Annotated in this window: 12 protein-coding genes and 1 pseudogene; 9 read left to right on the top strand and 4 right to left on the bottom strand. The window is 70.1% G+C overall.

Annotation, left to right across the window (positions count from 1 at the left end):
- Positions 1–5 precede the first annotated feature (5 nt).
- Positions 6–734, top strand: a complete 729-nt coding sequence (locus ACEN9J_RS17835; RefSeq protein ID WP_413761679.1) for a glutathione S-transferase — start codon at positions 6–8, stop codon at positions 732–734.
- A gap of 1 nt (position 735) precedes the next feature.
- Here the strand turns inward: ACEN9J_RS17835 and ACEN9J_RS17830 are convergent, their stop codons facing one another.
- Positions 736–1,236, bottom strand: coding sequence for a hypothetical protein (locus ACEN9J_RS17830; protein WP_057597387.1), 501 nt, complete (start codon positions 1,234–1,236; stop codon positions 736–738).
- A gap of 95 nt (positions 1,237–1,331) precedes the next feature.
- Here ACEN9J_RS17830 and ACEN9J_RS17825 point away from each other — a divergent pair.
- Positions 1,332–2,063, top strand: a pseudogene (locus tag ACEN9J_RS17825) (LysR family transcriptional regulator); the annotation flags it as partial.
- Positions 2,064–2,217: 154 nt separating this feature from the next.
- The gene (locus ACEN9J_RS17820; protein ID WP_413761678.1) at positions 2,218–2,778 is read left to right on the top strand and encodes an RNA 2'-phosphotransferase; all 561 of its coding nucleotides are present in this window, start codon (positions 2,218–2,220) and stop codon (positions 2,776–2,778) included.
- A gap of 1 nt (position 2,779) precedes the next feature.
- Here ACEN9J_RS17820 and ACEN9J_RS17815 read toward each other — a convergent pair whose 3' ends face one another.
- On the bottom strand, positions 2,780–3,337 hold the full coding sequence (locus ACEN9J_RS17815) for a MarR family winged helix-turn-helix transcriptional regulator (RefSeq protein WP_057597384.1): 558 nt from the start codon (positions 3,335–3,337) through the stop codon (positions 2,780–2,782).
- Positions 3,338–3,399: 62 nt separating this feature from the next.
- Positions 3,400–6,069 carry a pyruvate dehydrogenase (acetyl-transferring), homodimeric type gene (gene aceE, locus ACEN9J_RS17810; RefSeq protein WP_413761677.1) on the bottom strand — a complete coding sequence of 890 codons (2,670 nt, stop codon included), beginning with the start codon at positions 6,067–6,069 and terminating at the stop codon, positions 3,400–3,402.
- A 328-nt stretch (positions 6,070–6,397) separates the two neighbouring features.
- Here aceE and ACEN9J_RS17805 point away from each other — a divergent pair, with 328 nt between their 5' ends.
- From ACEN9J_RS17805 to ACEN9J_RS17790, 4 genes are all read left to right on the top strand, one after another.
- A complete protein-coding gene (locus tag ACEN9J_RS17805) occupies positions 6,398–8,176 on the top strand; it encodes a 1-deoxy-D-xylulose-5-phosphate synthase (RefSeq protein ID WP_413761676.1) in 1,779 nt (592 codons plus the stop codon).
- 242 nt (positions 8,177–8,418) lie between these two features.
- Entirely contained in the window at positions 8,419–10,314 is a 1,896-nt protein-coding gene (locus ACEN9J_RS17800) for a sensor histidine kinase (RefSeq protein ID WP_413764577.1), read from the top strand.
- Between the two features lie 24 nt (positions 10,315–10,338).
- The gene (locus ACEN9J_RS17795; RefSeq protein ID WP_413761675.1) at positions 10,339–11,079 is read left to right on the top strand and encodes an energy-coupling factor ABC transporter ATP-binding protein; all 741 of its coding nucleotides are present in this window, start codon (positions 10,339–10,341) and stop codon (positions 11,077–11,079) included.
- A complete protein-coding gene (locus ACEN9J_RS17790; RefSeq protein WP_057597380.1) occupies positions 11,072–11,665 on the top strand; it encodes an energy-coupling factor transporter transmembrane component T family protein in 594 nt (197 codons plus the stop codon). Before ACEN9J_RS17795 ends, ACEN9J_RS17790 begins: the two co-directional genes overlap by 8 nt.
- Here ACEN9J_RS17790 and ACEN9J_RS17785 read toward each other — a convergent pair whose 3' ends face one another.
- Entirely contained in the window at positions 11,666–12,154 is a 489-nt protein-coding gene (locus ACEN9J_RS17785) for a DUF6314 family protein (RefSeq protein WP_413761674.1), read from the bottom strand.
- Between the two features lie 286 nt (positions 12,155–12,440).
- Here ACEN9J_RS17785 and ACEN9J_RS17780 point away from each other — a divergent pair, with 286 nt between their 5' ends.
- On the top strand, positions 12,441–12,821 hold the full coding sequence (locus ACEN9J_RS17780; protein ID WP_261215444.1) for a helicase SNF2: 381 nt from the start codon (positions 12,441–12,443) through the stop codon (positions 12,819–12,821).
- Positions 12,822–12,900: 79 nt separating this feature from the next.
- Positions 12,901–13,350, top strand: coding sequence for a hypothetical protein (locus tag ACEN9J_RS17775; RefSeq protein WP_413761673.1), 450 nt, complete (start codon positions 12,901–12,903; stop codon positions 13,348–13,350).
- Positions 13,351–13,355 lie beyond the last annotated feature (5 nt).

Below are 13,355 nucleotides of genomic sequence, written 5' to 3'. Positions count from 1 at the left end.
GCCACATGCCTTACCAACTTCACTACTGGCCCACCATCCAGGGCCGCGGCGAATTCGTCCGGCTCGCGCTCGAGGCCGCCGGTGCCGACTATGTCGACGTGGCGCGCGAGCGCGAGGACAAGGGCGGCGGCGAGGGCGCCCTCGGCCGTCGCCTCGCCGATCCGCTCGCGACGCGGCCGCCGTTCGCGCCGCCTTTCCTCGTCGATGGCGACATCGTCGTCGGCCAGACCGCCGCGATCCTGCTCTACCTGGGCCCGCGCCTGGGCCTGGCCGGCGTCGGCGAATCGGACGGCCTGTGGACGCACCAGCTGCAGCTCACCATCGCCGACGCGGTGGCCGAGGCGCACGACACGCACCACCCAATCTCGACCGGCGACTACTACGAGGACCAGCGCGACGCCGCGCTGGCGCGTGCGAAGGCCTTCCGCGAGCAGCGCATCCCGAAGTTCCTCGACTGGTTCGAGCGCGTGCTGCGGCGCAATCCCTCGGGCGACCTGCACCTGGTGGGCGACGTGCTGACCTATGCCGACCTGTCGCTGTTCCAACTGGTCGACGGACTGCAGTACGCCTTTCCCAAGGCCACCGCGCAGGCGCTCGCGAAGACGCCGGCGGTGGCGAAGCTGCATGCCAACGTTCGGCGCCGCCAGCGCGTGCACGACTACCTGCAGAGCCCGCGCCGCATCGCCTTCAACGAGGACGGCATCTTCCGGCGCTATCCCGAGCTGGACGCCTGATTCAGCGCACCAGCGCCGCCGCATCGCGCCATGCGGGCAGCGGCACCAGGCCGGCCATGGCCACGGGCCTGGCCTGCGGGCCGAACAGGTAGCGGTTCGGCACGATGCCTTCGAGATGGCCCAGCACGTCGCTGCGGTCGTCGATGAAATGCGTGATGCCCAGTTCGCGGCAGTGGTCGGCCTTCTGCGGACGCTGCAGGCAGAAGCGCAGGTTGCCGGGCGCCATGCCCGTGCGTTCGAAGAAGCGGTGGTGCGCGAGCCAGGCGCGGCTCTTGGCCTGCACGCTCGGCCCGCACTTCGACACCAGCCAGACGCGGCCCTCGAAGCGATCGACCAGCGGCGCGACGGCCTCGAACATGCCTTCGTAGGGCGGCGTGTCGAGCGCGTCCCGCAGCGAGCCGCCGATGAAGGCGGTGTCGCCGCCGTCGGCCCGTTCGGCCGCGATCAGCACGCGGCCGATGTCGATGCCCAGGCGCGGGAAATGTTGCGATGCGTTCTTCATGTCGTGTTCCTTTCTCTTGTGTGCGGTGGATCGTAGGAACGAAGGCCATCACCAGGAACTACCGATATGCGATGGGCTATCCATAGAATGGATAGGTGGACATCCCCCGCACCAACCTCGACGCGCTGCAATCCTTCGCCGTGTTCGCCGACACGCTGAACTTCAGCGAGTCGGCGCGCCTGCTGCACATCAGCCAGCCGGCCCTGCATGCGAAGGTGCGAAAGCTGTCGGAGCAGCTCGACGCCAAGCTCTACCTGCGCGTGGGCAGCGCGCTGCAGCTCACGAGCGCGGGCGAGCAGGTGGCGCGCCATGCGCGCGAGTTGCTGCTGCTCAACCAGCGCTTCGTGAAGGGGCTCGCGCAGGGGCAGGAGCAGGCGGTGGTCAGCCTCGCGGCCGGCGAGGGCGCCTACCTCTACCTGCTGGGCAAGGCGCTGTCGCAGTTCTCGGGGCCGGGTGCCTCGCCGCACCTGCAGCTGCTCACGCGCAACCGCGACGCCTCGGTGCAGGCGGTGCGAGCGGGCCAGGCCCAACTGGGCATCGCGCCGCTGGGCGCCGTGCCGACCGATCTGCATGCGGTGCGGCTCACGGTCGTCGGCCAGGTGCTGGTGCTGCCGCGCGCGCATGCGCTGGCCTCGCGCCGTTCGGTGCGCCTGCGCGATCTGCAGGGGGCGCAACTGATCGTGCCGCCCGCGGGTCGGCCGCACCGCGAACTGCTCGGCCGGCTGTTGCAGGCCGAGTCGGTGTCGTGGCAGCCCTCGCTCGAGGCCGATGGCTGGGAGCTGATGCTGCGCTTCGCCCAGCTCGGCTTCGGGCTGACGGTGGTGAATGCCTGCTGCCGCATTCCCAAGGGCCTGGTGGCGGTGCCGCTGCAGGGCCGCCGCTCGAGTACCACCTGTTCCGCGCGGCCGACCGTCCGCCGTCCGTGCATGCGCAACGCCTGTGGAACGCGCTGCTCGCGCAGGCCGATCATTGGAAGAGCGCATGACGCCCGAGGACGCGAGCCGGTTCATCGCCTACGTGCTGCGTCATGCGCCCGAATCCATCGGCCTCGCGCTCGATGCCGAGGGCTGGGCCGAGATCGATGCGCTGGTGACCGGCGCTGTGGCCTCGGGTCGCGCGCTCACGCATGCGCAGGTCGTTCAGGCGGTCGATCCGGTCGAGGTGGGCGCGAAGAAGCGCTACGCGCTGTCGGCCGACGGCCGCTGCATCCGCGCGCTGCAGGGCCATTCGACGCCGCAGGTCCGCCGCAGCTTCGAGCCGGCGGAGCCACCGGCCGTGCTCTTCCATGGCACGGCCACGCGCTTCCTCGCATCGATCCGTGCCGAAGGCCTGCGCTCCGGCACGCGGCAGCATGTGCACCTGTCGGCCGACGAGGCGACCGCCGTGCAGGTCGGGCGGCGCCATGGCAAGGCGCATGTGCTGCGCGTCGACGCGGGCGGAATGCAGGCGCTGGGCCATGCCTTCCATCGCGCGGAGAACGGGGTCTGGCTGACGGAGGCCGTGCCGCCGCGATTCCTGTCGGGCTGGCCTTCGTCCGTCTGAGCTACGCGCCCGAGCGCTGGGTGGTCGAGCGCGAGCGCGAGCGCTTGCGGGTGCTTCGGGGTTCGGCGGCGGGCTGCGCCGCGGCGCTGCGCAGGTCCTGGTTGCGCTGGTGCGCGCCCGCGATCACGCGGCGCAGGCCGCGTTCCATCGACTCGAGCTCCGAAGCCGTCATGTGCTCGTTGAACATCTCGTGGATGAGCTTCTGGTAAGGCGGCCACATCCTGCGGCGCAGCGCGCGGCCCTGCTCGGTCAGCACCGCGACGCGGCCGCGCCCGTCGGTCTCGTCGACCTCGCGCACCACCAGCCCCTCGGCCTCGAGTGTGGTGACGATGCGCGAGATGAAGCTGCGGCTGTAGACCGCGCGCTCCGCGAGCTCGTGCATGCGCATGCGGCCGTTCGGCGAGGCGTCGAGCAGCCACAGCACGTCGTACCAGGTCAGCGGCGGCAGGCCTTCCTTGCGGAAGCTGTCCTCCATGAAGTCGAGCACCAGCACATAGGCGCTGATGAAGGAGGCCCAGGTGGAGGTGCCGCGCACGGCGGTGGAACGGGGCGTTGCCATACGGGGGAGAGCGTTTTCGAGAGTGGACCTCGATTCTCTCTCCGCCGCCCCGGCGCGCATCGTCAGGGCAGCGCCGCGTACCTGGCTTCGGGGTCGATGCCGTAGAGCGACAGGGCCCGCGCCGGCAGTTCCGCGTCGACCGTGCCGTCGTCGGCCAGCGCCTTGAGCGCCGCGAGCGCGACGTGATGGCGGTCGACCTCGAAGAAGGCGCGCAGCGCTTCGCGCGTGTCGGAGCGGCCGAAGCCGTCGGTGCCCAGGGTCACGAAGCGGCGATCGCCGACGAAGGGGCGGATCTGGTCGGGCACGATCTTCATGTAGTCGGTGGCGGCGATCGCCGGCCCGTCCTCGCCAGCCAGGCACTGCGCGACGTACGAAGCGCGCGGCGCCTGCGCCGGATGCAGGCGGTTCCAGCGCTCGGCTTCGAGGCCGTCGCGGCGCAGCTCCGAGAAACTCGTGACGCTCCAGATGTCGGCGCTCACGCCGGAGTCGCGCTCCAGCAGCGCAGCGGCCGCGATCACCTCGGAGAGGATCGCGCCGCTGCCCATCAACTGCACGTGCGGCGCGTCGGCGGCACGGGCGCCCCGCTTCAGGCGGTACATGCCTTTCACGATGCCTTCCTCGGCGCCCTCGGGCATCGCCGGATGCGCGCTCTTTTCGTTGATCAGCGTGAGGTAGTAGAAGACGTCCTCCTGCGGCTCGCCGTACATCCTGCGCAGCCCGTCCTGCACGATCACCGCGATCTCGTACGAGTAGGCGGGGTCGTAGGACACGCAGGACGGGATCACCGACGACAGCACGTGGCTGTGGCCGTCGTCGTGCTGCAGGCCCTCGCCCTCGAGCGTGGTGCGGCCCGAGGTCGCGCCGAGCAGGAAGCCGCGCGCGCGGATGTCGCCGGCGGCCCAGGCCAGGTCGCCCACGCGCTGGAAGCCGAACATCGAATAGAAGATATAGAACGGGATGGTGGCGACGCCGTGCGTGCTGTGCGCGGTCGCCGCCGCGATCCAGGACGACATCGCGCCCGATTCGTTGATGCCTTCCTGCAGGATCTGCCCCTGGCGGTCCTCCTTGTAGAAGCTCAGCTGGTCGGCGTCCTGCGGCGTGTAGAGCTGGCCCACGTGCGAGTAGATGCCGACCTGGCGGAACATGCCGTCCATGCCGAAGGTGCGTGACTCGTCGGGCACGATCGGCACCACGCGCGGACCCAGCACCGGGTCCTTGAGCAGTTGCGCGAGGATGCGCACGAAGGCCATGGTGGTGGCGTACTCGCGCTCGCCGCTGCTTTGCAGGTGGCTCGCGAAGGCCGCGAGCGCGGGCGTTGCCAGCGGGCCCGGTCCGCGCGAGCGTGAAGGCAGGAGCCCGCCGGCGCGCTGGAGGCCAGCCTCGAGGCAGGCGGCTTCGGGGCTGCCGGGCGCGGGCTTGATGTACGGGATCTCCTCGAGCCGTTCGTCGGGCACCGGGATCGCGAAGCGATCGCGGAAGGCGCGCACGGCCGGGTCGCCCATCTTCTTCAGCTGGTGGTTGATGTTGGCCGCTTCGCCCGCCGCGCCCATGCCGTAGCCCTTCACCGTCTTGGCGAGGATCACGGTCGGCTGGCCTTGGTGGCGCACGGCGGCGGCATAGGCCGCATGCACCTTGAGCGGGTCGTGGCCGCCGCGGGCGAGGGCGCCGATCTGCGCGTCGCTCAGGTGCGCGACCCGCTGGAGCAGCTCGGGGTCCTTGCCGAAGAAGTGTTCGCGCACGTAGTCGCCGCCATGCGCCTTGAAGGCCTGGTACTCGCCGTCGACGCATTCCATCATGCGCCGGTGCAGCCGGCCGTCGTGGTCCTGCGCCAGCAGTTCGTCCCAGCCGCTGCCCCAGACGAGCTTGATCACGTTCCAGCCCGCGCCGCGGTAGACGCTCTCGAGCTCCTGGATGATCTTGGCGTTGCCGCGCACCGGGCCGTCGAGGCGCTGCAGGTTGCAGTTCACCACGAAGATCAGGTTGTCGAGCTTCTCGCGGCCCGCCATCGCGACCGCGGCCAGGGTCTCGGGCTGGTCCTGCTCGCCGTCGCCGAGGAAGGCCCAGACCTTGCGGCCCTGCGCCGGGATCAGCCCGCGGTCCTCGAGGTAGCGCATGTAGCGTCCCTGGTAGGCCGCCATCAGCGGACCGAGGCCCATCGAGACGGTCGGGAACTGCCAGAAGTCCGGCATCGTGCGCGGATGCGGGTAGGAGGCGAGGCCGCCACCGATCTCGCGCCGGAAACGGTCCATCTGCTGCTCCGACAGGCGCCCCTCGAGGTAGGCGCGCGCATAGATGCCGGGCGAGGAATGGCCCTGGATGTAGAGCATGTCGCCGAGGAACCCGGGCGTGGCGGCGCGGAAGAAGTGCCGGTAGCCGGTCTCGTAGAGCGTGGTGGCCGAGGCATAGGTCGCGATGTGGCCGCCGACGCCCGAGTGCTTGCCCGCGCGCAGCACCAGCGCCATCGCATTCCAGCGCAGGTAGGCGTCGAGCCGCAGCTCGATGTTCACGTCGCCCGGAAAGGCCGGCTGGTCGGCGACGCGCACGGTGTTCACGTAGGGCGTGGTGCGCGGCGCGGCATAGCGGCCCGCGGCCGCGTGGTCCTGCTCGATCAACTGGTCCAGCAGGTAATGGGCCCGGTCGCGGCCTTCGTGGATCACCACGGCGCGCATGGCGTCGAGCCATTCGCGTGTCTCTTGCGGATCGATGTCGTCCGCGCTCGCCAAGTCGTTCATTCGTTGCTCCTTCGTTGTGCGGTTCGTTGTTCGAACGTCATTCGCATCGCCTTTAAATTTCATTATGTGGATATGAATCGTGCAATGCGCAACGGCAATGTATCCCTAGTTCATTGCAAATGCAATCAGTTGTGATGTAACCTGCCTGGCGTGGATCGCGGCGATGTGGGCGATGAAGAAGGCTGAATTGGCCATGATTCGCCGCCATGACCTCGATCTCGGCGGATCTATCTGCATGCGATAGCAACTATTGGTGTGGCAGATCCGTACCCATGCCCATGGCGCCCGCCGGGGCCGAAGACAACCCCTCGAGAACCCAAAGGCATCCATGCCGCCCTCCGACCCGTCATCCAGCTTTCCCACGCCCGCGCAGTTGCGCGACCTCGATCCCGCGGACCTCGCCGAAGTGGCCACCGATCTCCGAAGCGCGCTGCTGCGCAGCGTGTCGCGAACGGGCGGCCATCTCGCCTCGAACCTCGGCGTGGTCGAGCTCACCCTTGCCTTGCACCACGTCTTCGACACGCCGCGCGATGCGCTGGTCTGGGATGTCGGCCACCAGTGCTATGCGCACAAGATCCTCACGGGCCGTGGCCCGGCGATGGCCACTTTGCGCAAGGTCGGCGGCCTGTCGGGGTTCACCTCGAGGGACGAGTCGCCCTACGACCCCTTCGGTGCCGGCCATGCGGGCACCGCCGTCTCGGCGGCGGTGGGCATCGCGATGGGCATGCGGGACGACGGCAGGCATGCCGTCGCCATCGTCGGCGACGGCGCGCTCTCGGCGGGAATGACCTTCGAGGCGCTCAACCATGCGGGCAGCTTCGCGACCTTGCCGCTGGTCGTGGTGCTCAACGACAACGGGATGTCGATCTCGCCCGCGCTGGGCGCGCTGCACCAGCATCTGCGCGGCCTGGTCGAGCGGGACGCATCCGCTCGCGCCGACCACCGCTCGCTGTTCGAGCTGCTGGGCCTGCGCTACACCGGCCCCATCGACGGCCACGATGCCGAGGCGCTCGTGGCCGCGTTCCGCGCCGCGAAGCGATCGCGCGCGCCGCAGGTCCTCCACGTCGTCACGCAAAAGGGCAGGGGCTATGCGCCGGCCGAGGCCGACCCGACCACCTACCACGGGCCCGGCCCCTTCGACCTCGCCGTGGGCGTGGCCGCCAAGGCCGCGAGCCGCCCGAGCTTCAGCCAGGTCTTCGGCCAATGGGTGTGCGACGCGGCGGCCGACGACCCGGCCATCGTCGCGATCACGCCCGCGATGCGCGAGGGCTCCTGCCTGGTCGATTTCGAGCGGCGATTCCCGGCGCGCTTCGTGGACGCCGCCATCGCGGAGCAGCATGCGGTGACGCTGGCCGCGGGACTCGCCGTGGCCGGCATGCGGCCGATCGTGGCGATCTATTCGACCTTCCTGCAGCGCGGCTACGACCAGCTCGTCCACGACGTCTGCCTGCAGAACCTGCCGGTGCTGTTCGCGATCGACCGCGCGGGAATCGCGGGCGGGGACGGTGCCACGCACCTGGGCGCCTTCGACGTGGCGGCGCTGCGCTGCGTTCCGAACCTGTTGCTGATGACGCCGGCCGACGGGCACGAGTGCCGGCGGATGCTCGCGCTGGGGTTGGATCACGACGGGCCGTCGGCGGTGCGCTACCCGAGGGCCGTCGTCCCCGCGGACGACGGCGTTCGCACGGACCAGCCCTTGGCACTCGGCCGCGGCGTGGTCGTGCGCAGGTCGACGGGCAACAGGCCCGCCAGGGTGGCGTTGCTCGCCTTCGGGCCCTTGCTCCATGCCGCGATGGAGGCCGCCGAGGCGCTCGACGCGAGCGTCGCCAACATGCGCTTCGTCAAGCCGCTCGACGAGGCGCTGCTGCTCGACCTTGCCGCGACGCACGAGGTGCTCGTCACGCTCGAGGAGGCCTCGGTCATCGGTGGCGCGGGCGCGGCCTGCGCGGAGCGCATCGCGATGGAAGGGCTGCCGGTGCGGCTGCTTCGCCTGGGCCTGCCCGATGTCTTCATCGGGCATGGAGATCGGGGCGAACTGCTCGCGTTGCAGGGCCTCGATGCGGCGGGCATCGTCGCGTCGATCCGGGCATTCGTCGAGCGGCACTGACGGCCGGTGCAACGGGCCGGTGTAGGGCAAACGCGCCTCTTGCCCCGCCGGCATGGCGCGGCGCCGGGGCTCTGCCCGACAATTCGCGCCGAATCCTCCGCATCCGGCGCGCCTTGTTCTCCAAAAACGCTTCCACCGACGTCCGCCGCGAAGGCGAGGGGCCCCTGGCCCGGGCGAAGGCACGCCTGCCGTCGCCGATCGCCTGCCTGGTGTTCGTCGTGTCGGTGGCGCTGCTGGTGGCCATGGGGGCCTTCTTCGGCGACCACTCGGGCGGCAAGTACCCCCCGGGCGCGACGCAGCACATCACGCGGGCCGACTGGCAGGTGCAGCGCGCGAACGGTTTCATGGCGCCGCCGCTGATCTTCAGCGGCCAGCAATTGCCCGATGCCTGGCAACCGGTCGAGCTGCCGCTGGCGCTGCCGATCGCGCTGCTCGACCAGGCCGACGCCAACACGATCTCGGACCCGGGCAAGGAGACGCGCACCACCTGGCTGCGGCTGAAGGTGCCGCCCCATCCCGGGCTGCGCGGTCCGCTCGCGCTGTACGGCTCGCGCGTGAAGACCGACGGCACGATCGCGATCTATGCCGATGGCCGGCTGGTGTATCGCGCGCAGGAACTGGGACCGCTGTGGAACAGCACGCGCACGCCGCTGTGGGTGGTGTTCGAGCAGCGCGACGATGGCTCGGCCGCGCGGCCGGCCGAGATCCTGATCCGGCTCGAGCACACCCGCGCCGCGCAGGTGGGCATCGCCTCGCTGTGGCTGGGGCCGGTCGACGCGCTCAAGGGCCGCTACCAGATGCGCCAGTGGCTGCAGCAGGAGCTGCCCGCGATGCTGAGCGCGGCCTTCATGGCGGTGGGCGTGTTCGCGCTGTTCGTGTGGCTGTGGCGCCGCCACGAGACCGGCTACCTGCTGTTCTTCAACCTCGCTACCACCTCGTACCTGCGCGGGCTGCATTTCTACGTCTCGCTGCCGATCGCGAACGACTGGTTCGCCTGGCTCACGGTCAATGCGCTGTTCTGGCTGGTGGCGGTGGTGCACTACGCGCTGCGACAGCTGCACGAGCGGCCGCTCACGCTGCTGACCTGGGCCGTGACGACGATCACCTTGCTGGTCAGCGTGCTGACCCTGCCCGGCATCGCGCTGCTGCCGAACACGCCGCAGGTCACGCCGCTGATTTACCTGGTGGTGGCGGGCATGGCCACGGTGGTGGGGCTGGTGGGCGGCATCAGCGCCTGGCGCCGTTCGCCCGAGGGGCGGCTGGTGGCGGCCGGCATCGGCGTGTGCGTGCTGCTCGGCGCCACCGACTGGATGGTGCAGAACAACATCGTGAGCCCCGAGGGCTGGTACCTGGGCGCCTACACCAACGCCGTCACCTTCGCCGTCTTCGGCATCCTGCTGTATCGGCGCTACGTGCACGCGATCGGCGAGGTGGAACGCGTCAACGCCAGCCTCGCGCAGCGGTTGCAGGCGCGCGAGAGCGAGCTCGACCTGAGCCATCGCCGGCTGCGCGAGGTCGAGCGGCAGAAGACCATCAGCGACGAGCGCCAGCGGCTGATGCAGGACATGCACGACGGGCTGGGCTCCTCGCTGATCAGCGCGATCCGCTCGGTGGAGGAGGGCCGGCTCAGCGACCAGAAGGTGTCGCAGATCCTCCAGGGCTGCCTCGACGACCTGAAGCTCACGATCGACTCGATGGAGCCGATCGACGCCGACCTGCTGCTGCTGCTCGCCACCCTGCGCTACCGGCTCGGCCCGCGGCTCGAGGGCATGGGCGTGTCGCTGACCTGGGAGGTGCAGGAGATCCCGCCCTTGCCGTGGCTCGATCCGTCGAGCGCGCTGCACGTGCTGCGCATCGTGCAGGAAAGCATCTCCAACACCCTGCGCCACACGCGTGCCACCACCATCCGCGTGGCGACCGGCACGGATGCCGCGCACGTGTGGGTGCGCATCGAGGACAACGGCCAGGGCTTCGACGTCGAGCAGGCCCTGACCGGCGGCCGCGGCCGCGGCCTGCAGAACATGCAGCGCCGCGCGCTGGCGGTGCAAGGGCACGTGGCGTGGGAGTCGGATGCGGCGGGTACGCGCTTCCTGCTGTGGCTGCCGCTGGTGCGGGCCGAGCGCCCTTCGGGGGCATGAGCCGTCGGGTACAGTGACGGCCCCTTGCCGCCGCACACCGACCCCTCCTCCGCCGACCACGGCATCCGTCTCGAATCCGTCGTGCTGGAGCGCGGCGCACAGCGCGTGTTCGATGGCCTCTCGCTCGAGCTGCGCGATGCGCGCATCGGCGTGATCGGCGACAACGGCGCCGGCAAGAGCAGCCTGTTCCGGTTGATCAGCGGGCTGGAGCCGCCGGGCGAAGGCCGGGTGCGCGTGCATGGCTGCGACACGGTGGCCGATCGCCGCCAGCTCTCGCAGCACGTCGGCCTGATGTTCCAGAACCCCGACGACCAGATCATCTTTCCGACCGTGGCCGAGGAACTGGCCTTCAGCCTCACGGCGCGCGGCGAATCGCGTACCGAGGCACGCCGGCAGGCACGCGACTTCCTTGCGCGGCGCGGCCTCGCGGCCTGGGCCGAGCGCGCCATCGGCGAACTGAGCCAGGGCCAGCGCCAGCAGGTCTGCCTGCTGGCATTGCTGATCAGCCGGCCCGCCACCTTGCTGCTCGACGAACCGTTCGCGAGCCTCGACCTGCTGAGCCAGGCCCGGCTGTCGGCGCAGCTCGCCGCGAGCGACCAGCAGGTGCTGGTGTCCACGCATGTGCTCGAGCACGTGCACGATTTCGAGCGCGTGCTGTGGCTGGCGCAGGGCCGGGTGCGGGCCGACGGCCCGGGCCGCGAGGTCTGCGAGGCCTATGCGCAGGACGTGCGGCAACGCGCGGCGATGGACCTGCCGCATGCGTAGCCTCTATCTCGACAGGCGCACCTGGATGCACGCGGTGCCGGCGTGGCTCAAGCTCGCGCTGCTGTCGGCCGGCGGCACCGCGCTCGTGCTGACCAACCGGCCTGCGCTGCTGGGCGCGGCCTGTGGACTGTCGCTCGCGCTGTTCGCCTCGCTCGGGCGGCCCGCGTGGGGCCGGGTGCGCACGCTGTTCGGCATCGCGATCGCCTGCGCGCTCATCGTCGGCTTCCATGCACTGCTCGGCACCACGCTGCTCGGCGTGGCGAGCGCGCTGCGCATCGCCACCGCCGCGGTGCTCGCGCTGATGCTGACGCTGACCACGCGCTTCGAGGACCTGCTCGCGGTGCTCGAGACGGTGCTGCATCCGCTGCGCCGCCTGGGCGTGCCCACCGACCGCATCGCGCTCGGCCTCGGGCTCACGCTGCGGTTCGCCGAGAACTTCTACGTGCAGTGGCAGCGGCTCGACGACGCGCACCGCGCGCGCGCCGGCCATGGCGGCGGACTGCGGCTGCTGGCGCCGCTGACCATCCGCACGCTGCAGACTGCGGAGCGCGTGGCCGATGCGCTCGCGGCGCGGCTCGGGCGCTGATCAGGTGGTGGCGCGGAAGCGCGTGAGGCTCACGTAGTCCTTGCGCGGACCGCGCACGGTGTGGCGCAGCGTGAAGCTGCCATCGTCCAGGAAGCGATAGAGGCTGTCGTAGAGGTCGGCGGCGCACAGGTGCGCGGCGGTGCCGGTCCAGGCCGTGTCGCCGTCGTCGCCCGGCAGCAGCGCGATCTCGTGGAACAGGCGTGGCGGCCGTTCGGCGAACAGCACCGCGAAACCGCCGGGACTGCCCTGGTACAGGTACTCGCGGTGGGCGTCGAAGCTGCGGCCGTCGAGCAGGCGCAGCCGGCCTTGCTCGCGATAGTGCAGGGTCGCGGGTATCGCGTCGGGCACGGCATGGAAGACAGCGGTGCCGTGCATCGAGGCCTGGCCTTCGATCGCGCGTTCGAAGGTCCAACTGCCCGCGAGACGGCGCCAGACATCGTCGGCTTCGCCCCATGGCGAGAGAGAAAGGGTGGGGTTGGCCGCACGCATGGGGCGACTCTATCCCTCCGGGGAAAGCCCCTCCATGTCGGACGCGGACCATCGATTGTTTCCTTCCCGTGAACGCCGCGGTTCCATTTGCCTAGGGTTTTTACCTAGATTCAAGGCGCACAATTCGTCTCACGGACCAGCCGCCGACTCCAAGACAAGCAGAAGGCAGCGACTGATCTGGGTGAACAGGCACTGACGAGGTGGCCGCCCCCGAAGGGACGGCGCCCCACCAAGACCGGTTCGAATCATCCAAAGTCAAGTCACAAGAATTGAAGGAATACTCAAAATGAACGCCTCGAAGCTCCTCTCCGCCGTTGCCCTCTCCCTGCTCGCCGCTGCCGGTGCAGCCCATGCAGAAACCTATGAGGGTGTGCATCCCCTGACCTCGGCCGCCAGCCGCGCCGAAGTCGCCGGCCAGGCCGTCATCGCCGCTCGCAGCGCCGACCCCTATGCCGAAGGCGCCAACGCCGGCCCGGCCCAGGTGGTCGCCTCGGATACCAGCCGTGCCGCCGTCCGTGCCGAAGCCGTTGCCGCTGCGCACAGCGCCGACCCGTACGCCGAAGGCGCTTCGTCGGGCGTGGCCCCGCTGGTCGCCAGCACCGTGGACCGCAATGCGGTGCGCGCACAAGCCCGCGCCGCTGCCCGCGGCGACTCGCTGCCGCTGTAATCGGCGCCCAGAACTCGGTCGCATCGCGGGGCTCGCTCCCGCGGTGAGTCGAGTGGTCTAGCCACCCGGAGGCCGGCCCTTGCGAAAGCAGGGGCCGGCCTTTCGCTTGGATGTCGGTCAATCCAAAGCATTAACGGCGGATGCAGCGCACTTCGCGGCCGATGCGGCCGTGAAACCGGGTCTGTCGCGCAAATCGCACAGAGCCGCATGCGGCGTATCGAGCGCTTTCGGCCTCCATGCCGTCGCGCGCGAACCCGTGCGGTCGCTGGGACACCGCGACACGCCACTGCAACGTTGCACCGCCGCGGTGCGCTTCGCTCTCCCATTCGGCCGATCGCACGAGCCGTCGTCCGCCGAATGGCGCATTGCCATGCTGCAATGCATGATCGATGATGTTGCTCGCGGCTCGATGGACCGCACAACGTCATGCTTTCGGCCTACAGCGCCATTGTGGTGCGGGCACGCGAAAATGTACGGGCGCTTCTGCCACGACAAAAGCAAGCACGACCCCGCCGCCGAGCGCGGCTGACCCAT

The organism is Variovorax sp. Varisp41 (genome assembly GCF_047325085.1).
Taxonomy (GTDB): domain Bacteria; phylum Pseudomonadota; class Gammaproteobacteria; order Burkholderiales; family Burkholderiaceae_C; genus Variovorax.
The sequence above is the reverse complement of the archived record's forward strand: the minus strand, read 5'-3'. Positions and strand labels throughout refer to the sequence as shown.